This is a genomic window from Streptomyces sp. NPDC039424, from assembly GCF_055639495.1.
This window is the reverse complement of record NZ_JBVKAI010000004.1, coordinates 77,600-100,039: the sequence shown is the minus strand read 5'-3', so window position 1 is coordinate 100,039 and position 22,440 is coordinate 77,600. Positions and strand designations below refer to the sequence as shown.

Below are 22,440 nucleotides of genomic sequence, written 5' to 3'. Positions count from 1 at the left end.
CATCTTCGCAGGGCCCGAACGCGGGGGTCCGCTAGGAGGTATTCGCCCACCTCACCGAGGAGATGGTCCGTTTTCGCACGGCATCTCCGGTGCGCCATGATTGACACTCTTCGGTGACCCCTAAGGTATTTTTCCGCTGCTTTCGCCTACCTGTTCGGAGGCGGGCCCTCGATCGGGCGTCCGGGCACTCCGGGCCGCCGCTGCCACGGGCGGGGTCCGGTGGGCGGCCGGTAGCCGACGCCCAGGGCGTCGAGCCGCCGGTAGTGGGCGGCCATCCGCCGCTCGAAGCCGGCGAAGTCGCGTTCGGCCGGGGCGGGCAGTCGGCTCCAGGCCACCTCGGCGAAGGCGGCGAGCCGCGGGAAGGCCTGGTAGTCCACGCGCGCGGGGTCCTCCATCACCTCCGTCCACACGTTGGCCTGGGTGCCCAGCACCCGGCGGGCCTCCTCCTCGGTGAGCCGCTCCGGAACGGGCTCGAAGCGGTAGACGTCCTCCAGGGTGCGGACGAAGCCGATCGGTACGGGTTCGTCAACGCCGGGGTCCTGACGGTGGTCCAGGTACACGTACTGCTCGGGGCACATGACGACGTCGTGGCCGGCCCGCGCGGCGGCGATCCCGCCGCCGTACCCGCGCCAGGACGACACGGCCGCGCCGTCGGCGAGGCCGCCCTCCAGGATCTCGTCCCAGCCGATGAGCCTGCGCCCGCGCGCGGAAAGCCACTTCGCGAAGTGCCCGATGAACCAGGACTGCAGTTCGTCCTCGTCGGCGAGCCCGAGTTCCTTGATGCGGGCCTGGGCGGTCGGCGACTGCTTCCACTGCTCCTTGGGGCATTCGTCACCGCCGATGTGGACGAACTCCGACGGGAAGAGACCGAGCACTTCGTCGAGCACCCCTTCGTAGAAGCGAAGGGTGTTGTCAGTGGGCGCGAGTACGTTGGGATTGACGCCCCAGGTGTCCCAGACGGAAAGGGCGGTGGTGTCGATGACGTCGGTGTTGCCGAGCTCCGGATACGCGGCGATGGCGGCCTGCGAGTGGCCCGGTACGTCGATTTCCGGGACGACGGTGATATGCCGTTCGGCGGCGTAGGCGACGATCTCCCGGATGTCGTCCTGGGTGTAGAAGCCGCCGTGCGGCTTTTCCTCCCACAGCGGTGAGGCCCGGTGGCCGAATTTCGTGCGCGCCCGCCAGGAGCCGATCTCGGTCAGCCTCGGATACCGCTCGATCTCGATCCGCCAGCCCTGGTCGTCCGTCAGATGGAAGTGCAGGACATTGAGTTTGTGGGCGGCCATGAGATCCAGATAGCGCAGCACGCCTTCCTTGGGCATGAAGTGCCGGGCGACATCGAGCAGGAGGCCGCGCCAGCGGAAGCGGGGTGAGTCCTCGACGATCTGGTGCGGGATCACCTGGCGGGCGCCCGGGCGGACGGGGGCCTGCCGGAAGGCGTCCGGGCCGAGCAGCTGACGCAGCGTCTGCGCGCCCCAGAACAGACCGGCCGGGTCGCCGCCCCGGATCTCGACGCCCCAGTCGACGACGGCGGAGAGCCGGTACGCCTCCGGCTCCAGCGTGTCGTCCGGATACAGCCGTACGGAGTTCCTGTCGCCCTCCGCCCCGGGCGGCAGGGGCAGGCCCAGGGCCGCGCCGAGCGTGGAGCGCAGCCAGCGCTCCGTGCCGCCGGCGCCCGGGGCGGCCCACAGGGTGGTGTCCCGGTCCAGGACGACGGCGCAGCGCATCGGACCCTCGATGGCGCGCGGTGCCGGAATCAGTTCGCTCACGTCGACCCCTCAACCCCTACTCGTTGCACCATGCGCAATGGCTGTTTCACGACTCACAACACCACGACACCACGCAGGCTAGGGGCGCGCCGACACGCCGACAAGAGGTCTCGACCACTTACCGGCAAGGGCGCGCGAAAACCCCCGGGGCGTGCGCCGTGGCACACCCCGGGGGCTCGCGAAGAGCTGTTCGCGCTACTTGTCCTTGCCGCCCTCGTCGCCGCCGGCGCCCATGGAGTCGTAGATCTCCTTGCACATCGGACACACGGGGTACTTCTTCGGGTCGCGGCCGGGCACCCACACCTTGCCGCACAGCGCCACGACGGGGGTGCCGTCGAGGGCGCTCGCCATGATCTTGTCCTTCTGGACGTAGTGGGCGAAGCGCTCGTGGTCGCCGTCGCCGTGGGACACCTGCGGCGTCGGCTCAACGAGGGTCCCCGTACCAGTCCCGCGCTCGGGCTCGAGAGTGCTCATAAGCCCCAGGGTACTGAAGCTCACACCCTTCAGTTGAGCGAAGGGTCGTCCGGGTAGGTGGCCACCATCGCCAGTTCGTTGCGCTGGCGGCGCAGCACCTCGCGCCAGAGTCTCTCCGGGGACGGCGAGGACACGTCGCCGGGCTCCGACTCGACGACGTACCAGGCGCCCTCCACCAGCTCGTCCTCCAGCTGGCCGGGCCCCCATCCGGCGTAACCGGCGAAGATCCTCAGGGAGCCGAGGGCCGAGGCGAGCAGCTCCGGCGGGGCCTCCAGGTCGACGAGGCCGATCGCGCCGTGCACCCGGCGCCAGCCGAGCGGGGCACGGTCGCCGTTCGCTCCGCCGGGGATGACCGCGACGCCGAGTGCCGAGTCCAGCGACACCGGGCCGCCCTGGAAGACCACGCCGGGCTCGCCGGTGAGGTCGGCCCAGCCTTCCAGGATGTCGCCCACGTCCACCGGGGTGGGACGGTTGAGGACGACGCCGAGCGAGCCCTCCTCGTCGTGGTCGAGAAGGAGCACCACCGCACGGTCGAAGTTCGGGTCCGCCAGGGCGGGCGTGGCCACGAGCAGCCGCCCTGTGAGCGAGGACACCTCGGTCATGCCAGACATGATCCCGCATCTTCCCTTCGTGTGGGGAGCCAATCCGGGTGTGGGAGTGAACGCAGCTCAGGGCGCACCGGCGCATCCGCCCCGGCGGTGACGGGACGTGCCCGGCGGTGAACGGTTCGTGTTGTGACACAGCTATGACCTAGCTGGGCGGTCCTTGGGCTTACGGGAGGGGGGTAATCGGCGATTACCCTGTCTCTCCAACCCCCTGCCCAACTCCACGGAACGCGAGATTCATGACCGTCAACGACGATGTCCTGCTTGTCCACGGCGGCACCCCGCTGGAGGGCGAGATCCGTGTCCGCGGCGCGAAGAACCTCGTGCCCAAGGCCATGGTGGCCGCCCTGCTGGGCAGCGCGCCGAGTCGACTGCGCAACGTTCCGGACATCCGTGACGTGCGTGTCGTACGCGGCCTGCTGCAGCTGCACGGGGTGACGGTCCGTCCGGGTGAGGAGCCGGGCGAGCTGGTGCTCGATCCGACGTACGTGGAGAGCGCGAACGTCGCTGACATCGATGCCCACGCGGGTTCCAGCCGGATCCCGATCCTCTTCTGCGGTCCCCTGCTGCACCGTCTCGGCCACGCGTTCATCCCGGGCCTGGGCGGCTGCGACATCGGTGGCCGGCCCATCGACTTCCACTTCGACGTGCTGCGGCAGTTCGGCGCGACGATCGAGAAGCGCGCGGACGGCCAGTACCTGGAGGCTCCGCAGCGGCTGCGCGGTACGAAGATCCAACTGCCGTACCCGTCCGTCGGCGCGACCGAGCAGGTGCTGCTGACGGCCGTACTCGCCGAGGGCGTCACGGAGTTGTCCAACGCGGCCGTCGAGCCGGAGATCGAGGACCTGATCTGCGTTCTGCAGAAGATGGGCGCGATCATCGCGATGGACACCGACCGCACGATCCGCATCACCGGTGTGGACAAGCTCGGCGGTTACACCCACCGCGCCCTCCCGGACCGCCTGGAGGCCGCGTCCTGGGCGTCGGCGGCGCTGGCGACCGAGGGCAACATCTACGTCCGGGGCGCCCTGCAGCGCTCGATGATGACGTTCCTGAACACCTACCGGAAGGTGGGCGGCGCCTTCGAGATCGACGACGAGGGCATCCGCTTCTGGCACCCCGGCGGGCAGCTGAAGTCCATCGCGCTGGAGACGGACGTGCACCCCGGCTTCCAGACCGACTGGCAGCAGCCGCTGGTCGTGGCCCTGACGCAGGCCACGGGCCTGTCCATCATCCACGAGACGGTCTACGAGTCCCGCCTGGGCTTCACCTCCGCGCTGAACCAGATGGGCGCCCACATCCAGCTCTACCGCGAGTGCCTGGGCGGCTCCGACTGCCGCTTCGGCCAGCGCAACTTCCTGCACTCCGCGGTCGTGTCGGGCCCCACCAAGCTCCAGGGCGCCGACCTGGTCATCCCCGACCTCCGCGGCGGCTTCTCCTACCTCATCGCCGCCCTTGCGGCCCAGGGCACGTCCCGCGTCCACGGCATCGAACTCATCAACCGCGGCTACGAGAACTTCATGGAGAAGCTCGTGGAGCTCGGCGCGAAGGTGGAACTCCCGGGCAAGGCCCTCGGCTGAGCCACCCCCGACCGCCCCACCCCGGCCCCGGGCAGCCCGCTCCCGGCCGGGGGTCCGGGGGTTGCGCCCCGGGCAGGCACAGCATGGAGAAGCTCGTGGAGCTCGGCGCGAAGGTGGAACTCCCGGGCAAGGCCCTCGGCTGAGCCGCCCCCGCCCCCGGGCAGGAACGGAAAACGATGGGGCGGCCACCCTTGCGGGTGGCCGCCCCATCGGCGTCCTGTGAGCCGTACACCGTCCCGTGGTGTACGGAGGGCGAAGGTTACTGGCCCTTGGCCGCTTCCTTGAGCTTGCTGCCCGCGGAGACCTTCACGCTGTAGCCGGCCGGGATGTTGATGGGCTCACCGGTCTGCGGGTTACGAGCGGTACGAGCGGCACGGTGGGTGCGCTCGAAGGTCAGGAAGCCAGGGATGGTGACCTTCTCGTCGCCCTTGGCGACGATCTCGCCGACGGTCTCGGCGAACGCGGCCAGCACGGCGTCGGCGTCCTTGCGGGTCACCTCGGCGCGGTCGGCCAGCGCGGCCACCAGCTCACTGCGGTTCATGTTGTTACTCCCGTGTTCTTCTTGCCGTTGAGGCGTGAGATCGTAAGCCGATGCTGCCAGGGTCCTCGGTGAGTCCCCGGACCCGGGTCCGTCGTCAGACCCTCGCGCCCAGGGACGCATCCTGCCCCTACCTGCGGCGGGAAAGCCAATCCGGCACCCGTAGGAGTCGTGAGAACACCCTTGGGAGTCACACGAAAAGAGTGCCCGAGCGTGGCCGACACCCTAGATGGCGGCTCCGGGTGCCGGGTTCCACGACGCGCCGTGTCAATGCCCAGCCGTGTCGATGCTCACAGGCTACGACGCCGCCCCCACCGCCTTGGCAGCCTCCCGCACCGCGCCGGCCACGGCACCCGCGACCTTGTCGTTGAACACGCTGGGGATGATGTAGTTCGGGTTCAGCTCGTCCTCGGTCACCACGTCGGACAGCGCCTGCGCGGCGGCGAGCATCATCTCGGTGTTGACCGTCCGGGACTGCGCGTCCAGCAAACCGCGGAAGACACCCGGGAAGACCAGCACGTTGTTGATCTGGTTGGGGAAGTCGGAGCGGCCGGTGGCCACAACTGCGGCGGTCTGACGGGCGATTGCCGGGTCCACCTCGGGGTCCGGGTTCGCGAGCGCGAACACGATCGCACCCTCGGCCATGGCGGCCACGTCGTCGCCGTCGAGGACGTTCGGGGCGGAGACGCCGATGAAGACGTCGGCGCCGCGCACCGCCTCCTTCAGCGTGCCGGTCAGGTTCTCGGGGTTGGTGTTGTCGGCGATCCAGCGCAGCGCCGAGCCGGCCGGGGCGTCCACCAGGTCCTCGCGGCCGGCGTGCACCACGCCGTGGATGTCGGCGACGACGGCGTTCTTCACGCCCGCCGCGATCAGCAGCTTGAGGATGGCCGTGCCGGCCGCGCCGGCGCCGGACATCACGACGCGGATGTTCTCGATCGCCTTGCCGGTCACGCGGAGCGCGTTCTTCAGGGCGGCGAGGACCACGATCGCCGTGCCGTGCTGGTCGTCGTGGAAGACGGGGATGTCGAGGGCCTCGCGCAGCCGGGCCTCGATCTCGAAGCAGCGGGGCGCGGAGATGTCCTCCAGGTTGATGCCGGCGAACCCGGGGGCGATCGCCTTGACGATCTCCACGATCGCGTCCGAGTCCTGGGTGTCCAGGCAGATCGGCCAGGCGTCGATACCGGCGAAGCGCTTGAACAGGGCCGCCTTGCCCTCCATCACGGGCAGCGCGGCCTTCGGGCCGATGTTGCCCAGGCCCAGCACGGCCGAACCGTCCGTCACGACCGCAACGGAGTTGCGCTTGATGGTGAGGCGGCGGGCGTCCTCGGGGTTCTCGGCGATCGCCATGCAGACGCGGGCGACACCCGGCGTGTAGACCATGGAGAGGTCGTCACGGTTGCGGATGGGGTGCTTCGACGCCATCTCGATCTTGCCGCCGAGGTGCATGAGGAAGGTACGGTCCGAGACCTTGCCCAGCGTGACGCCCTCGATGCCGCGGAGCTCCTGGACGATCTCGTCGGCGTGCGCGGTCGAGGTGGCCGCGATGGTGACGTCGATCCGGAGCTTCTCGTGGCCGGACGCGGTGACGTCGAGGCCGGTCACCGAGCCTCCGGAGGACTCCACGGCGGTGGTGAGCTGCGAGACGGCGGTTCCGCTCGCGGGCACCTCCAGCCGGATGGTCATCGAGTAGGAGACGCTGGGCGCCGTTGCCATGGCCGACTTCCTCTGCTTTCACCGTGTCGTGAATAGTGCCGTCCGATCGTCGCACCTACCGCCGAGTAGGCGTTAGCCAGGCAGGATTGCGAACGTTGTGTTCTCAAACGAAAGAGGCCCACGTCACATCGGACGTGGGCCTCTCGAACGTTCAGTGACACCGACCCGCCATGCTCGCCTCGCGGCAAGTGGTCGCTCGTAGCGACGAAGGTTGGGCCCGGGGGCTTGGATCGGGCCGGTGCCACACCCAGGCTAACAAACGGATCCCGGAAGCCATTCCCGTACGGAAGGTTCACAGGAATCCCGCCCTCCTGGCTCAGTCTCTGAGCAGATCCGGCACCCCCGCCGCGTCCGGCTCGTCCCGCTCGGTGGAGACCACCGTCAGCTGCTGGGTCGCCCGGGTCAGCGCGACGTACAGCACCCGCAGCCCGGCCGGCGACTCGTCGGCGATCTCCGCGGGTGAGACGACCACCGTGGCGTCGTACTCCAGGCCCTTGGCCTCCAGGCTGCCCAGCGCCACCACCCGGTCGCCGAGCCCGGCCAGCCAGCGGGCGGCCTCCGCGCGCCGGTTCATGGCGACGACCACGCCGACCGTGCCGTCGACCCGGTCCAGCAGCCGCTCGGCCTCCGCGCGCACGGTCTTCTCCAGCGAGTCCCGCACGACGCCGAAGCGCGGCTCGACCCCGGTGGACCGTACGGCCGACGGGGACTCGGAGCCGGGCATGGCGAGGGCCAGCACCTTCGCGGCCAGCTCGGCGATCTCCGCGGGGTTGCGGTAGTTCACGGTCAGCTGGAAGCGGCGGCGCGGGCGGGTGCCCAGCGCCTCGTCGCGGGCCTCGGCCGCCTCGTCCGGGTCGGACCAGGAGGACTGGGCGGGGTCGCCGACGACCGTCCAGGTGGCGTGCCGGCCGCGGCGGCCGACCATCCGCCACTGCATCGGCGTGAGGTCCTGCGCCTCGTCCACGATGACGTGCGCGTACTCGATGCGCTCCTGCGCCAGCCGCTCGGCCCGCTCGCGCTGCGACTCCTCGCGGACCGGCATCAGCTCCTCGAGGCCGCTGAGCTGGTCCAGCGGGTCCAGCTCACGCCGCTTCCTGGGACGGACGGGGGCGCCGAGGACGGCCTGGAGCTCGTCGAGCATCGCGATGTCGTGCACGGAGTGGCCCTCGCGCTTGAGGGAGCGGGCGACCTTGCGGACCTCGCCGGGGTTCAGGATGCGGCGGGCCCAGCGGCCGAGCCGCCGCTCGTCCGCCATGGCCGCGAGGACGGCCTTCGGAGTCAGCTCGGGCCACCACGCGTCGAGGAACGCGATGAAGCTGTCCTCCGTACTGACGTCCTCGTCGAAGGAAGACCGCAGCTCGGCGGCCAGCTCCGGGTCCGTGTGCCGGGTGCCCGCCCCGGACCGGGCCCAGAGGGCGTCGAGGAGCAGCTTGCGGGCGCGGGGGCGCAGCAGGTTGACGGGCGCGGTGCCGCCCAGGGCGGTACGGCGGACACGGTCCAGCTCGTCCGCCTCCAGCTCCAGCCGCCGCCCGAAGGCGACGACCCGGAGCCGGGTGGGCGGACCGGCGGGGGCCTGCTCCGGTACGTCGCCGAAGGCGAGCTGGCCCGGCGCGGCGCTGTCCGCGCGGCCGGTGCCGGCACCCGGGGCTCCGGCCCCGCCCGGCCCCATTTCCAGGGCTCCCCGGGCCGCCTTGCGCAACACTTTCAGCATCCGGTACGAGCCCTTGGCGCGGGCCACGGCCGGGGAGTCGTACAGCGTGGCCTCGGCGCCGTCGACGAGGGAGCCGATGGCGCGGATGGCGACCTGCCCCTCCTCGCCGAGCGACGGCAGCACGCCCTCGGTGTACGCCACCAGCAGCGGGGTCGGGGAGACGATCAGGATGCCGCCCGCGTACCGGCGCCGGTCCTGGTAGAGGAGGTAGGCGGCCCGGTGCAGGGCGACGGCGGTCTTGCCGGTGCCGGGGCCGCCCTCGACGTAGGTCACGGAGGCGGCGGGCGCGCGGATGACCATGTCCTGCTCGGCCTGGATCGACGCGACGATGTCCCGCATCGTGTGGGTACGGGCCTGGCCGAGCGCGGCCATCAGGGCGCCGTCGCCGATCACGGGCAGCTCGTGGCCGTCGAGGAAGGCCTTGAGCTCGGGGCGCATCAGGTCGTCCTCGACGCCGAGCACCTTGCGGCCCTTGGAGCGGACCACACGGCGGCGGACGACCCGCCCGGGGTCGACCGGGGTGGAGCGGTAGAAGGGGGCCGCGGCGGGTGCCCGCCAGTCGATGACGAGCGGGGCGTAGTCCTGGTCGAGGACGCCGATGCGGCCGATGTGCAGGGTCTCGGCGATGTCGGCCGTGCCGTCCTCGCGTACGGCCCCTTCCGCGGGCTCGACGGCGGTGTACGCGCCGTCCGGCCCCTTCTTGCCGTCCTTGCCGGGCAGCAGGTCGATCCGCCCGAACAGGAAGTCCTCGAACTCGTTGTTGAGCCGGTTCAGGTGGACGCCCGCCCGGAAGACCTGCGCGTCCCGCTCGGCGAGTGCGCCGGGCGTGCCGACGTGGCCGCGCTGGGCCGCGTCGTGCATGAGGAACTCCGCCTCGTGGATCTTCTCCTCGAGGCGCCGGTACACCCGGTCGAGGTGTTCCTGTTCGACGCTGATCTCTCGGTCCCGTACGGAATCGTGTCCGGTGGTGTGAACCGAGTCGACCGCGGATACCTGCTGAGCCTGAGCGGCCACCGGGCCCCCTTCTGACGTGCTGGGCAGCCGTCAACCGTACGCGAAAAGGGCCCGTCGAGGCGAGAGGCCTGCCCGGCACCTCGCCGGGCAGGCCTCTGCGCGCCTGTGCTGATCGGAAGTCGTGTCTTTGCCTGGCCGGATCCGCCGGCCGGTTTCATGCGTCGATCTGGACCAGTTTCTTGCCGTCGAAGGTCATGACCTCGAAGTGGTCGATCTCGTTCGGTGTGAAGGCGGAGCCGCCCTGGGCGTAGAGCGGTTGCTTGGCCTCCTCCGTCTTGGCGTTCGGGATGCCGTAGCCCTCCGCGGAGACCGACCAGGAGGTCATCGTCTCGCGTTCGCCGTTCTTGCCGACGGCGATGAGCGAGCACTTCAGCGGGCCCTTGACGTTGCTGAGCTGCACGACCGCGCCGGTGCCCCAGAGCTTCTTCGACATCGCCACGGTCGCGTGGACCTTGGTGTTCGAGTCGGTCGCCGTGACCTTGTCGGTCATGGAGTTGAAGGTGTCCTTGGCGGTGGCCGCCAGCGGCTGGGCGGTCTGGCCGCCGGAGTCGTCGCCGCCGTTGACCGCCATCACGGCCACCGGGCCGGTGATGATCAGCGCGACGGCGGCCGCCAGCATGAAGAAGCTGCGGCGGCGCTTCTGGGCGCGTTTCTCGGCGACCTCGTCGACGAGCTTGTCGATCACCCGCGGACTGGGCTTGGCGGACAGGGATTCGCCGATGGCGGGTGTACCGGAGCCCGGCAGGTCCGCGAGGGCGGCCAGCATCGGCTCCATCCCGGCGAGTTCGTCGAGCTGCTGGGCGCACCATTCGCAGGTGGCGAGGTGCGCCTCGAAAGCGGTTGCTTCAGCGTCGTCGAGTAGGCCGAGGGCGTAGGCGCCCACGGTCTCGTGCTCGTTGGGTGCCGGGGTTCCCTGCCTGGGGCTCATGGGGCCAGACATACCCGGACCACCCGCTCCGAATCCCCCGTAGACACTCATCACGCCGTCACCCCCCGCTCCTCCAGTGCCAGCTTCATCGACCGCAGGGCGTAGAACACCCGAGAGCGCACCGTGCCGCTGGGAATGCCCAGCGTCTCGGCCGCCTCGTTGACGGTACGCCCCTTGAAGTACGTCTCGACGAGGACCTCCCGGTGGGCAGGGGTCAGGTCGTCGAGCGCGTCCGACAGCGTCATCAGCCACAGCGCCTTGTCGATCTCGTCCTCCGCGGGGATGACCTCCAGCGGCGACGGATCGACCTCCTGCGGCCGGGCTTGCCGGCTGCGATGGCCGTCGATGACGATGCGACGTGCGACCGTCACCAGCCAGGGGCGTACAGATCCGGTCGCTCGATTGAGCTGACCGGCGTTCTTCCAGGCACGGATTAGCGTCTCTTGTACGACGTCCTCGGCACGCTGCCGGTCTCCGGCAACCAGGCGCAGGACATACGCAAGCAAGGGTCCGGCGTGCTCTCGGTACAGAGCACGCATCAGCTCCTCGTCAGGTTCCGAGGGCTGGGACATGCGATGTCGGGCCCTCGATCCACGTTCATTGGCCACGGCCGCATCCTTGCGCACGCCCACCTCCGGTGTCCGGGGGTTCCCCCAGTCGGTCGCTCGCCCACCCGTACGGATGTGGCCCGCGGCTTGTTCAAAGCGGGGTGACACTTTTCTCCGGAGTGACGTGACGAGCGGGACATGCGCGCACATTCCCACCGCGTGATCTTTACATTTCCGACACATCGCCGAGGGGGCTGGGACTGCCCGCGCGACGGCGGAGGCAAACGCGGTGTTGTCGAAATCACTTCGACGCCAGACCGGCACCCAGTACGCGTAAGTAACCTAACGGACAATCAGGCTCGGGCGACAGCCGCTCGCCGACGGTGCCGCGCCACCCGTTCCCGGTTCCCGCAGACCTCGCTCGAACACCAACGTCTGCGACGCCCGCGGGAGGTGTCCAGATACACGATGGTGCAGTTGTCACCTTCGCACTCCCGCACCGCCGCCCGTGCGACGGGGTCGGTCAGCAGCTCCACGGCGTCCCGGGCGACGGCCGCGAGCAGCGCCGCGCACCGCGGCGGGCCGTCCAACTCCCGGGCCAGCGTGCCGTCCTCGCCGCGCACCGCGCGCGGGGCCGGGGGCGCGGGCCGAGCGGCCTCGTTGAGGTGGGCGAGCGCGAGGTCGTACGGCCGCGCCTCGTTCGCGCATCCGGCGCGCACCAACTGTCCTATATGCCCGCGTAGTTCACGGAAGCCCTCGAGCCAGGAGGCGTCGGCGTGCGTCAGCGGGGTGCGGGGCGGGACGAGCCCGGCGCCGACGATCCAGGCGCGCAACGGCTCGACCCCGTCGAGCCGTTCCCCGGGGTGCGTGGTCGCGAGGAGATCCAGACAGATCCGCCCGGCGTCGAACCGCAGCTCGTACGGGGCCGTGGCCGTACCCAGTGCCATGTGCCTGTCACCGCCTTGGACAGGGAACCCGGGAGGGGAAACCGGGAGGAGGAAACCTTCCCTCTCACACTGCCTGCCCGGGCGGGCGGCCGGAACCCCTCGTACCGGCTCTCGACGCCCGCTTACGCGAACGCGCCCGCCGTACCGCTCACGCGTCCGCGTACTTCGTGTCGGCGGCCGGGTCCAGCGCCAGCCGGTAACCCCGCTTCACCACCGTCTGGATCAGCTTCGGCGCCCCGAGTGCCGTACGCAGCCGGGCCATGGCCGTCTCCACCGCGTGCTCGTCCCGCCCGGCACCCGGCAGCGCCCGCAGCAGCTCCGCCCGCGACACCACCCACCCCGGCCGCCGCGACAGCGCCCGCAGCAGCGACATCCCGGCCGGCGGTACGGGCTTGAGGGCGCCGTCCACCAGCACCGCGTGCCCCCGGATCTCCATCCGGTGCCCGGCGACCGGGAACGCCCGCGCCCGGCCCGGCAGTTCCTGGCACAGCAGCTGTACGAGGGGCCCGAGCCGGAACCGCTCCGGCTGGACCGTGTCGATCCCGTGCGCCTGGAGCGGCAGCGCGGTGACCGGCCCGACGCAGACGGTCAGCACGTCGTGGTTGAGGGCGCTGAGCACCTCGGCCAGCAGCCCCCGCTTCTCGGCCCGGGTGAGCAGCGACGCGGCGGCGGGCGCGCTGGTGAAGGTCAGCGCGTCCAGCCCGCGCGAGACGGTCGCGTCCAGCAGCCGGTCGACGGGCGCGATGTCCTCCGGCGGCATCCACCGGTACACCGGCACCGGAACGACCTCCGCTCCCCCTTCCCGCAGCGCCTCCACGAACCCGGGCAGCGGCTCACCGTGCAGCTGTACGGCGACACGGCGCCCCTCGACGCCCTCCTCCAGCAACCGGTCCAGCACCTCCGCCATGGACTCGCTGGACGGCGACCACTCCTCGTTCAGACCGGCGGCCCGGATCGCGCCCTTGACCTTGGGCCCGCGCGCCAGCAGCTCCACCCCGCGCAGCCGCCCGAGCAGTTCCTCGCCGAGCCCCCACCCGTCCGCGGCCTCGACCCACCCCCGGAAGCCGATCGCGGTGGTGGCGACCACCACGTCCGGCACCTGGTCGATGATCTCCTTGGTGGCGGCGAGCAATTCTCCGTCGTCGGCGAGCGGCACGATGCGCAGGGTGGGCGCGTGCACCACCGCCGCACCGCGCCGCTGGAGCAGCGCCCCGAGCTCGTCGGCCCGGCGCGCGGCCGTCACACCCACGGTGAAGCCGGCGAGGGGGCCGTGCTGCCCGGGGGCTGGTCGCTGCTGTTCGTCGTACATGGCTCTCCTACCTGGCCTGCATGCCGAACGAGCCTGTCAACGGCGCGTGACAGGCTCGGTTCGGGTTGATGTCGCCGGTGTTACGTCACACCTCGGCGTAGCTGAGCTGCGGCTTCGCCTCTGCGGCGGCCGTCGCCGCGGTTTGGCCGGCCGGACGGCGAAGGTATACGGCCCAAGTGACCGCGAAGCAGGCGCCGTAGAAGGCCAGGAAGGCGACGAAGGCGCCCGTGCCGGAGCCGTAGGAGAGGAAGGACTGCCGGAAGGCCAGGTTGATGCCGACTCCGCCGAGCGCGCCGACGGCACCGATCAGCCCCATGGAGGCCCCGGACAGCCGCCGCCCGTAGGCCGCCGCCTCCTCGCCCTCAAGACCCTTGGCCAGGGCCTTGGCCTGGAAGATGCCGGGGATCATCTTGTACGTCGACCCGTTGCCGAGCCCGCTGAGCACGAACAGCACGACGAAGACGGGGACGAACAGCGCCAGCGACTTCTGCATGCTGGCCCCGACCAGGACGGCGGTCGCGGCGGCCATCCCGACGTAGTTGTAGAGGGTGATCTTCGCCCCGCCGTACCGGTCGGCGAGCCAGCCGCCGACGGGCCGGATCAGCGAGCCGAGCAGCGGGCCGATGAAGGTGAGGTACGCGGCCTGCAGCGGGGTCCGCCCGAACTGGTTGGTGAGCACCTGCCCGAAGGCGAAGCTGTAGCCGATGAACGACCCGAACGTCCCGATGTAGAGGAACGACATGATCCAGGTGTGGGCGTCCTTCGCGGCGTCGACGGCTGCGCCGGTGTCGTTCTTCACGGAGGCGAGGTTGTCCATGAAGAGCCCGGCGAGCACGGCGGCGACGACGATCAGCGGGATGTAGATCCCCAGCAGCACGCGCGGCCCGCCGCTCGCCCCGATGATCGCGAGGGCGATCAGCTGGATGACCGGCACGCCGATGTTGCCGCCCCCGGCGTTCAGCCCGAGCGCCCACCCCTTCTTCTTCAGCGGGAAGAAGGCGTTGATGTTGGTCATGCTGGACGCGAAGTTGCCGCCGCCGATACCCGCCAGCAGACCGACCAGCAGGAAGGTGGAGAACGAGGTCCCCGGCTTCATCACCGCGAACGCGGCGGCGGTCGGGATCAGCAGCAGGCTCGCCGAGATGATCGTCCAGTTCCGCCCGCCGAAGACGGCGACGGCGAAGGTGTAGGGCACCCGGACGACGGCACCGACGAGCGTGACCATCGACGTGAGCAGGAACTTGTCGGCGGGGGTCAGCCCGTACTCCGGGCCCATGAAGAGCACCAGCACGGACCACATGGTCCAGATCGAGAACCCGATGTGCTCCGAGAGGACGGAGAAGAGCAGGTTCCGGCGGGCGACCTTCTCCCCGGTCTCCTTCCAGAACGCCTCGTCCTCCGGGTCCCACTGCTCGATCCAGCGGCCCCCCTTGCCGCGCGCGGCGGGGGCCGTATTACGGGCTGGGGCTGTCATTACGCCTCCACGGTGCTCCGGGTGCTGGTGCTCGGTGTGCCTACGACTCACTGAGCCCGAAGGTAGGGAGGGCGCGTTTCCGGCCTGTGGCTGTGGGTGACCGCGAGGGAACTTTGCTCTCACCCTGGGGGGAGGGCGGGTGAGAGGTTGTTGGAGGTGATCTTGGGGGTGATCTTGGAGGGGGCTAGTGGGGGGTGGTGGGGGGCTGGGGGTGGTGTGGCTGGGGATACGGGGCGGCGTAGGGGGTGTGCGGGCTGGGGGTGTACGGGCCGGGGGTGTACGGGCCGGGGCTCGCAACGGCGCTGCCATACGGCCCCGGGGCGTACGAGGGTGCGTACGGAGTCCCATATGAAACGCTGCCCGGCGGCAGATAGCGCACCCGCCCGTCCTCCTCGGTCACCGGCTGGAATCCCGCGGCCCGCAGCCGGGCGGCGAACTTGGCATTACGCGCCCGGGTCACCAGGAACCCGATGCCCATGATCCCCATGAAGATCACCCAGGCACCGCCCGCGGCGGCGAGGTTCAAGGCGCCGCCGCCCTTCTGCACCGTGTAGAGCAGCAGCCCGATGGTGATCCCTCCGGCACCGTAGGCCATCCGCTTCTGGCCGTTCTTTCCGGTGAGGTCGAACTGGATCCGCGCCTTGAGAAGCTCGACCGCGTCCGGGACGACGGGCGGCAGGGAGAGACCGTCGGCGGCGTTCGGATACTGCGCCCAGTTCTGCGCCGCGCGGGCCCGGGCCTGCGGGCTGTGGTCCGGCACGATCAGCATCTTGAGCACGTTGTTGCGGGACCCGGTGTACCGGGCGTCGGCGTACTCGTACCCGAACTGCTGAGCGATGAAGGCCAGCCGAGCGAGCTTCTTCACGGAAGCCATCGCATGGGTGACCTCCACGGGCTCCCCACTCCCCATCAACCGCAACATCTTCCGCACCCGCCGCTTACCCACCGCGCCTGCTCCCCATCGACGACCACTTCACTCTCTTCACTTGCGCAACTCGGGCAGTCTTCCACGCGGTTAGGAGTCGACATGGTCGAAGGAAGCCTGGTTGACGGGAACTTGGCCGAGCCTTGAGAGAGGTGTGGACGGTGTGGACGGTGTGGACGGTGTGGACGGTGTGGACGGTGTGGACGGTGTGGACGGTGTGGACGGTGATGGGGGCGTTGCCGTGGGGGCCGCCCGCTTCCTTGCAGTGTCGTGCTTCCACGGCCCGCCTCAAGGGCGCTTCGCGTCGGCTTCGCCGATCGGCCTCCGGCCGACCCTCGACCCGGGCCGCTCCAGCACGGGTTAGAAGCGAGCGAGCGGCCCGGAAAGGCGGGGTCCCGGGCAGGGTTTTACCTTGTGCGGGCTGCGGTCGCGTCCGGGGTTGGGGGGCGCGGTCGCGCCTCGCCAGCACGCCGGGACGGCTTAGCGGCGATCGGTGAGTGGGGGGTGGGGGTGGCGGCACGCAGGGGCGGCTCAGCGACTGACGGCAGGTGGGGCGGGTGCAATTGGGGGATTTGGGCCACGGCTGAGTCAGCCCACTGCGGCTATGCCTTCCGGCCGTGACTCAAATCCTCCAACCGCTCGGCGATCGTGACCGATGGGACTGGTGGGACTGTGGGACAGACCTCGCTTCAGCGGTTGACCGACTGAATCTCCTGCACCACGACATCCTGGGTCGCCCCGAAGGTGCCGTCGGGAAGGCGGTCGCCCGTGTTGCCCGTTCCGGTCCAGTGGATCTTCCAGGTGATGGTGGCCTTGAGGGGGTATGTGCCGTCGCCGGAGGAGCGGAGGTATTTCACTCCACAGGGTGGGGTCTCGTCGGACTTGCCCTTGGCGTAGGCCTCGCCGATGCTGCCGTTCTTGATCTCGCAGACACCGGATGCCGGATAGGTCGTCGCGTCCGTCGTGCCGGGGTCGATCTTGAGGGAGACCGGTTCCGCGGTCGTCGTCGCGGAGATGCCGAGGACCGGGATCGAGGCGGTGACGGAGACCGGCTTGAACTTGGCACCGTCCAGCCAGGCCCAGGTGGGGAGATTGACCTTCGTCTGGTTCGCGGGGGCCAGGGTCACCTTTGTGCTGGGGACTCGGATTTCGTTGTAGGCGAGTTCGGCGAGGATCTCGGGGGTGATGGCGTTCTTGATGTTCGCCGGTGGGGGGTCACCCTTGTCGACCCAGAAGTAGGGCTCGTCGCACTTGTCCCAGCCGGGCGGGAAGTCCTTGTTGACGTACGAATCCCACCAGAAGCCCTTGCCGGCCTTGTCCTCGTTGAAGTCCTTGTACGGGTGACCGTTGACGTACCGGTCCCGCTGTCCGGCGTCCCACTGAGCACCGGTGGAGTCCGCCCCCCAGATCGGCTCCAGGTATGCCTTGAGCTGGGCGGGGGTGTACTTCGGCGCGTACCAGCAGGCCGGCGGCGTCCAGGAGGAGACGGAGGTGACGGCACCGACGGAGCTGCCGGAGCCGTTCTTGGAGCGGTCGTAGACGATCACGCCGACGGTCGAGGAAAGGGTGCCGTCGCTGGCGTTGCCGTGCTGCTCCGTCTGGCCCGCGTTTCCGTCGTCGCCACGCCCACCCGCATAGGCGGTTGGAGACATCAACAGGGATACACAGGCGAGTGAAAGAACCGTCGTGATCCTCGCCAACTTGCCTACGGCTGGCACGCCTTGTCCCCCCGATTCGAAACGATGTCAGTGGTCTGCCAAACGCCCTGGGCGTTCTTGGTGAGCTTGGTGTGGTACAGCACGTAACTGTCCGCCGATGTCGGCGTGTTCTTGACCTTCTTGGTCTTCTTGTCCTTGAGGAAGGACTTGCTCTCGTCGGAGCAGTAGGTGACGTACGCCTCGTTCTTTCCTGAGAGCGTCACCTTGCGGTCGAAGTACCGAGTCTTGCCGATCCAGGTGTCGTTCTTGTCGATGTATCCCTGCACGTACGCAATCGCCGAGCTCAGCGCCTTGTCGGTGTTGTAGAAGCCGAGAGCCTTCGTGCTCGCACTTCCCTGAAAGATCGCCTCGTCCATGGAGTTGACGCTGAGGGCGCTGTCCGCGAGCACCGCGTCCTTCGTCGCGTCACCGGTCTTCTGATCCTCGAAGATGTTTTCCGCGTCGGACGGGAAGGTGATCTTCGGCCGGTCAGCCGAAGCGGACGCCGAAGCACTCGGCGAAGCCGACGCCGTCTCCCCCGTATCCGCCCCCGCGATCTTGTCGTTGTCCTTCGAGCTGCCGTCGCCGCCCCCGCCGCAACCGGTGAGGAGAAGTGCGGCCATCGCTCCGGCGGCGGCTGTGGGGAGCAGGCGGGGGCGGCGGGTCACGGTGGGCTCCTGGTGGGGCGTTCGGGGTGGGTGAAGCAGGCGATACGGTACCGAGGTCGCCGGTGGGGGCACCAGGGCGGATTGCCTCAACTCGTCGGTACGAAGCGGGTATAGCGGGGCAAGTCAGCGACTGGTGGCAGTCCCGGGAAGCGGTGATCACCCTCTCGTGACATTGCAACACGGGCGCCTCAATCCCCCACGTACGCCAGCGTGTCGCTCCCTCCGTCGTCCCACTGGATGTCGACGCTGTCGCCCGAGCGGGTCATGGTCGCCGTGAGGTAGTCCTCCTCCTTGGCGCTCGCGGTGCTCATGGGCTTGAGGACCATGCGGAAGGTGCCGTCGCCGCGGTCCGCGCCGAGGCCGGTGAGGATGCCCTCGCCGCCGGGGTCGATGTAGGAGATGGGGTATTTGCCCTTGTAGGAGCCGGACGTGTACTCGTCGCCGATGGTGAGGGTCTTGTTGTCGTCGTCCTGCCACTGGCCCTGGAAGCCCGTCGCGGGCGCCGTGGAGGTCTCCTCGTCGCTCGGGTCGTCCGTGTCCTGCGTGGGGTCCGAGGCGTCCGTGGGTGATGAGGACTCGCTCGGCTCCGCGGACACGCTGACGTGGGACAGCGGCTTGTTGTCGTCCTTGTCGCCGCCGCTCGTGGCCAGGTAGACGCCGCCGCCGACCAGCGCCACGGCCGCGAGGGCGCCGGCCACGATGAAGGCCGTCTTCTTCTTGCCTCGGCCGCCGCCCTCGGGGGGCGGGGGCGGGTAGGCGCCGTACTGGCCCCCGCCGTACGGCCCGCCACCGTAGGGTCCGCCGCCGTAAGCGGGCTGCGTGGCGTACGGGTTGGGGGGCTGCCCGGGGGCCTGGGCGGGAGGCTGCGGCGCGTACGGTCCCGGGTACGGCGGCTGCTGGGGCTGCGGCTGCTGCGGGGTGCCGTAACCGCCCTGCGGCGGCCAGCCGGGAGGCTGCGTCATCTGCGGTTGTCACTCCTTGGGTCGGGGCGGAGGGCGGATCGCGGACATCGGCTGGATCAGCCGAATCAGCCCACTCACCCGCCCCACATGCCCCCAACCTTCACCACCCCGTCCGTCCCGCGCAAGCGCGTTCCAGGTTCGGCGGTGGTCAACTGGGGCCCTGGTGTCAGGGCCTTCGCCGGGAACCTCCACGGTGTGCACCGTTCGGCCACAACCTCGGGGCCCGTCGGGCCGCGATGTCCTCGATCCAGCCGAGGGCGAGGATCGTCAGGCCGATCAGGGGCCAGACGAGGAGGAACATCCAGAGCATGTACGTGGTGTCGAGCGCCGCCACCGCGCGGTCGCTCTGCATGAAGGGGAGGTCGTACGCCTGGTCGATGATCGGCACGGTCGCCATGATCAGCAGGTTGTGCCACAGGTAGATGGTGACCGCGCGGTTGTTGGAGAGCGTGACCAGCTTGTCCCAGCGCGCCAGTCGGCCCGGGAGCCGCTGCCACGACGGGGAGTACTGGAGCAGGATGACGACGAACCCGAAGGACCAACTCGCCTGTGCGAGCGGGATGTCGTTCAGGTCCCAGCCGTCGGGGCCCAGATGGCCCGACGCCCACCACAGGCCGAAGGCCATCAGGAGGGCGGAACCGGAGACGGCGAGGTAGCGGGGGACGCGGGCGAGCAGGCCCTCGTGGTGGGCGAAGCCCAGGATCCAGCAGCCGCCGTACACCGCGAAGTCGGTGACCGCGTTGCCGGTTTCGCCGGGGATGGTCACCAGGCCGGTGCCGAGGACTGCCGTCAGGCCCAGCGGGGCCAGCAGCGTCGGCCACGGCGCCCGGCGGAACGCCCACAGCAGCAAGGGGGACGCGGCTACGAACCACAGGTATGCGCGCAGGTACCACAGCGGGCCGGCCGCCTGTACCGCCCAGGTGTCCTCCAGCAGGCCCGACTCCGAACCGATGTGCCAGGGGAAGGGCGGGGCGCCGATGGGGATCAGGTAGCCGACGAGCTTCAGCAGGCCCCAGGTACCGCCGTTGTCCGGGTCCTTCACCGGGTTCCAGCCGCCCGCGAACATCAGCGCCAGCACCACCGCGCCGAACACCCAGAGCGGAGGCAGGAGTCGGCGGACGCGGCCGAGGATGACGCTCGGTGCGGGGCGGTCGAGGGAGCGCGCCATCAGGGAGCCGGCCAGCGCGAACATCACGCCCATGGAGGGGAAGAGGACCGTCAGCCACGCCCAGCCGAAGAGGTGGTAGACCACCACACGGACGAGGGCGACGGAGCGGAGGAGGTCCAGGTATCGGTCCCGTCCTACCGGCGGTTTGGGGGCGGCGGAAACCTCCGCGGTCACTGGAGCGGTCATGCCACGGGCCTCCGATCACCACTGTCGTGCGTCCGCCGGCTCGGCACCGGGCCGCCGGGGGCCTCGACGACTCCCGTGCGCCGCAGCTTCTGCCAGCGCAGTCGGCCGCCGGTGAGTGCCGTGATCCAGGACTGGAGCAGTACGACGTACATGAGCTGTCGGTAGAGGATCTGCTGCAACGGGAGTGAGATCAGGTGTGTCATGCGTTCGCGGTCCAGACGGAAGGCGTACGCCGCGCACACGGCCTGGACCGCGAGCACGCCCAGCCAGGCCAGGATCGTCCTCTGGGTGGGGCCGAACACGACGCCGTACAGCAGGAAGACGTCGATCAGGGGTGCCAGCAGCGGGGCCACCACCATGAACAGGGAGACGAGGGGCAGGCCGACCCGGCCGAAGCGGCCCGACGGGCCGCGATCCAGGAGCGCCCGGCGGTGTTTCCAGATGGCCTGCATGGTGCCGTACGACCAGCGGTAGCGCTGGGACCACAGTTGCTGGACGGACTCCGGGGCCTCGGTCCAGGCGCGGGCCTTCTCCGCGTACACCACCCGCCAGCCGTCCCGGTGCAGGGCCATGGTGATGTCGGTGTCCTCGGCGAGCGTGTCGTCGCTCATGCCGCCGACCCGTTCCAGGGCGGAGCGGCGGAAGGCGCCGACGGCGCCGGGGATGGTCGGCATGCAGCGCATGATGTCGTACATGCGGCGGTCGAGGTTGAAGCCCATCACGTACTCGATGTGCTGCCAGGCGCCGATCAGGGAGTCGCGGTTGCCGACCTTGGCGTTGCCGGCGACGGCGCCGACGCGCGGGTCGCCGAAGGGCTGGACGAGTTCGCGGACCGTGGCGGGCTCGAAGACGGTGTCGCCGTCCATCATCACGATCAGGTCGTGGCGGGCGTTGAGCAGGCCCCGGTTGAGCGCCGCGGGCTTGCCCGCGTTGACCTGGCGGACGACGCGGACGTCGGGCAGGTTCAGTGCCTCGACGATGCGGGCCGTGCCGTCCGTCGAGCCATCGTCGACGACCAGGATCTCGACGGGGTGTTCGCTCGCCACCAGGGAGCGCACCGTGTTCTCGATGCACTTGGCCTCGTTGTACGCCGGCACCAGCACCGAGGCCGGTTCGGTGACCGGCGGCCCCCAGGAGAAGTCGCGGCGGCGCACCCGGCGGGCGTGGATGCCGGACAGCAGGAACATGAGGACGAAGCGGCCGATGACAAGGCAGCCGATCAGCGCGAGGCCGGCCGCCATGACGCCGGTGATGTCGTCCGAGGCCTGGACCAGGAAGATCCACGCCCTGCCCTTCCACAGGCCGGGGCCGGTCACCGGGGTGTGGGCGCTGGGGGCGCTCAGGGCCTCGGTGAGGTTGTCGAAGGTGTAGCCCTGCTTCTGGAGCTGGGGCAGGAACCGGTCCAGGGCCCGCACGGTCTGGTGGCGGTCGCCGCCGGAGTCGTGCATGAGGACGATGGCGCCCTTGCCGTGGTGCGGGGTGGCGCGGCGGATGATCTCGGCGACGCCGGGCTTGCGCCAGTCCTCGCTGTCGGTGTCGTTGACGACCGTGATGTAGCCGCGGGTGCCGATGTACTCGGTCACCGGCCAGGACTTGTCGTCCATGGCGTCGGCGAAGGAGGAGTACGGGGGGCGGAAGAGGGACGTACGGATGCCCGCGGCGCCGGTGATCGCCAGTTGGTTCTGGGACAGCTCCCAGTCGATGCGCTTCTTGGACTGGTACGAGAGGTCGGGGTGGTTGAAGGTGTGCAGGCCGACCTCGTGGCCCTCGGCCACCATGCGCCGGACCAGGTCCGGGTAGCGGGAGGTCATGGTGCCGGTGACGAAGAAGACCGCGTGCGCGTGGTGCTTCTTCAGCATGTCGAGGACCTGCGGGGTCCAGGTGGGGTCGGGGCCGTCGTCGAAGGTGAGGACCAGGCGGTGGTCGGGGACGCGCAGGCTGGTGGGGTGTCCGCCGCGGGTGTCGATGACGGGGCCGCCGTCGAGGATCTTCTGCGGCACCTGGTCGGCGGAGGCCTCGGGCCGGACGCGGTGGTCGGCGAGGATCTCGCTGTGCACGTAGCCGCGCAGCATCAGCATGGCGCTCAGGGCGACGAGGGCGAGCAGGGGCAGCAGCAGGCGCAGGGGCAGGCGGCGGCGCCGGGAGCCGTCGCGGGCCGCGGGTCCGGACGCGGGCCGGGGCCCGGAGCCGTGACGGCGGGTGCGGGGTGCCATCGGGTGTGGTG

General features: G+C 70.1%; 18 protein-coding genes. 1 reads left to right on the top strand and 17 read right to left on the bottom strand.

Annotated features, from left to right (window positions below):
• Window positions 1-146: 146 nt before the first annotated feature.
• From ACZ7L0_RS11730 to ACZ7L0_RS11720, 3 genes are all read right to left on the bottom strand, one after another.
• Window positions 147-1,769, bottom strand: a complete 1,623-nt coding sequence (locus ACZ7L0_RS11730; RefSeq protein ID WP_471242275.1) for a beta-N-acetylhexosaminidase — start codon at window positions 1,767-1,769, stop codon at window positions 147-149.
• 195 nt (window positions 1,770-1,964) lie between these two features.
• Entirely contained in the window at window positions 1,965-2,243 is a 279-nt protein-coding gene (locus tag ACZ7L0_RS11725; RefSeq protein WP_471242274.1) for a DUF3039 domain-containing protein, read from the bottom strand.
• Window positions 2,244-2,272: 29 nt separating this feature from the next.
• Entirely contained in the window at window positions 2,273-2,845 is a 573-nt protein-coding gene (locus ACZ7L0_RS11720; RefSeq protein ID WP_399405674.1) for a YqgE/AlgH family protein, read from the bottom strand.
• Between the two features lie 242 nt (window positions 2,846-3,087).
• On the opposite strand from ACZ7L0_RS11720, the gene murA reads away from it, so the two are divergent.
• Window positions 3,088-4,428, top strand: coding sequence for a UDP-N-acetylglucosamine 1-carboxyvinyltransferase (gene murA / locus ACZ7L0_RS11715; RefSeq protein ID WP_471242273.1), 1,341 nt, complete (start codon window positions 3,088-3,090; stop codon window positions 4,426-4,428).
• Window positions 4,429-4,687: 259 nt separating this feature from the next.
• Here the strand turns inward: murA and ACZ7L0_RS11710 are convergent, their stop codons facing one another.
• From ACZ7L0_RS11710 to ACZ7L0_RS11645, 14 genes are all read right to left on the bottom strand, one after another.
• Window positions 4,688-4,969: an HU family DNA-binding protein gene (locus tag ACZ7L0_RS11710; RefSeq protein ID WP_361452885.1), complete on the bottom strand. Its 282-nt coding sequence runs from the start codon at window positions 4,967-4,969 to the stop codon at window positions 4,688-4,690.
• Between the two features lie 294 nt (window positions 4,970-5,263).
• A complete protein-coding gene (locus ACZ7L0_RS11705) occupies window positions 5,264-6,679 on the bottom strand; it encodes an NAD-dependent malic enzyme (protein WP_471242272.1) in 1,416 nt (471 codons plus the stop codon).
• A gap of 316 nt (window positions 6,680-6,995) precedes the next feature.
• Window positions 6,996-9,404, bottom strand: a complete 2,409-nt coding sequence (locus ACZ7L0_RS11700) for a HelD family protein (protein ID WP_471242271.1) — start codon at window positions 9,402-9,404, stop codon at window positions 6,996-6,998.
• 154 nt (window positions 9,405-9,558) lie between these two features.
• A complete protein-coding gene (locus ACZ7L0_RS11695; RefSeq protein ID WP_471242270.1) occupies window positions 9,559-10,332 on the bottom strand; it encodes an anti-sigma factor family protein in 774 nt (257 codons plus the stop codon).
• A gap of 50 nt (window positions 10,333-10,382) precedes the next feature.
• On the bottom strand, window positions 10,383-10,904 hold the full coding sequence (locus tag ACZ7L0_RS11690) for a sigma-70 family RNA polymerase sigma factor (RefSeq protein ID WP_010039908.1): 522 nt from the start codon (window positions 10,902-10,904) through the stop codon (window positions 10,383-10,385).
• Between the two features lie 329 nt (window positions 10,905-11,233).
• The gene (locus ACZ7L0_RS11685) at window positions 11,234-11,827 is read right to left on the bottom strand and encodes a CGNR zinc finger domain-containing protein (protein ID WP_471242269.1); all 594 of its coding nucleotides are present in this window, start codon (window positions 11,825-11,827) and stop codon (window positions 11,234-11,236) included.
• Window positions 11,828-11,975: 148 nt separating this feature from the next.
• Window positions 11,976-13,136, bottom strand: a complete 1,161-nt coding sequence (locus ACZ7L0_RS11680) for a uroporphyrinogen-III synthase (RefSeq protein WP_471242268.1) — start codon at window positions 13,134-13,136, stop codon at window positions 11,976-11,978.
• Between the two features lie 85 nt (window positions 13,137-13,221).
• A complete protein-coding gene (locus ACZ7L0_RS11675; RefSeq protein WP_471242267.1) occupies window positions 13,222-14,610 on the bottom strand; it encodes a nitrate/nitrite transporter in 1,389 nt (462 codons plus the stop codon).
• Between the two features lie 184 nt (window positions 14,611-14,794).
• Window positions 14,795-15,484 carry a hypothetical protein gene (locus tag ACZ7L0_RS11670; RefSeq protein WP_471242735.1) on the bottom strand — a complete coding sequence of 230 codons (690 nt, stop codon included), beginning with the start codon at window positions 15,482-15,484 and terminating at the stop codon, window positions 14,795-14,797.
• A 740-nt stretch (window positions 15,485-16,224) separates the two neighbouring features.
• Window positions 16,225-17,253: a hypothetical protein gene (locus tag ACZ7L0_RS11665; protein ID WP_471242266.1), complete on the bottom strand. Its 1,029-nt coding sequence runs from the start codon at window positions 17,251-17,253 to the stop codon at window positions 16,225-16,227.
• Window positions 17,241-17,900, bottom strand: a complete 660-nt coding sequence (locus ACZ7L0_RS11660; protein WP_471242265.1) for a hypothetical protein — start codon at window positions 17,898-17,900, stop codon at window positions 17,241-17,243. The genes ACZ7L0_RS11665 and ACZ7L0_RS11660 overlap by 13 nt, the downstream gene beginning before the upstream one ends.
• A 188-nt stretch (window positions 17,901-18,088) precedes the next feature.
• Complete coding sequence (locus tag ACZ7L0_RS11655; protein WP_471242264.1) at window positions 18,089-18,862, bottom strand: hypothetical protein; 774 nt, start codon at window positions 18,860-18,862, stop codon at window positions 18,089-18,091.
• Window positions 18,863-19,028: 166 nt separating this feature from the next.
• A complete protein-coding gene (locus ACZ7L0_RS11650; protein ID WP_471242263.1) occupies window positions 19,029-20,216 on the bottom strand; it encodes an acyltransferase family protein in 1,188 nt (395 codons plus the stop codon).
• The gene (locus ACZ7L0_RS11645; protein ID WP_471242262.1) at window positions 20,213-22,429 is read right to left on the bottom strand and encodes a polysaccharide deacetylase family protein; all 2,217 of its coding nucleotides are present in this window, start codon (window positions 22,427-22,429) and stop codon (window positions 20,213-20,215) included. Before ACZ7L0_RS11645 ends, ACZ7L0_RS11650 begins: the two co-directional genes overlap by 4 nt.
• Between the last annotated feature and the right edge of the window lie 11 nt (window positions 22,430-22,440).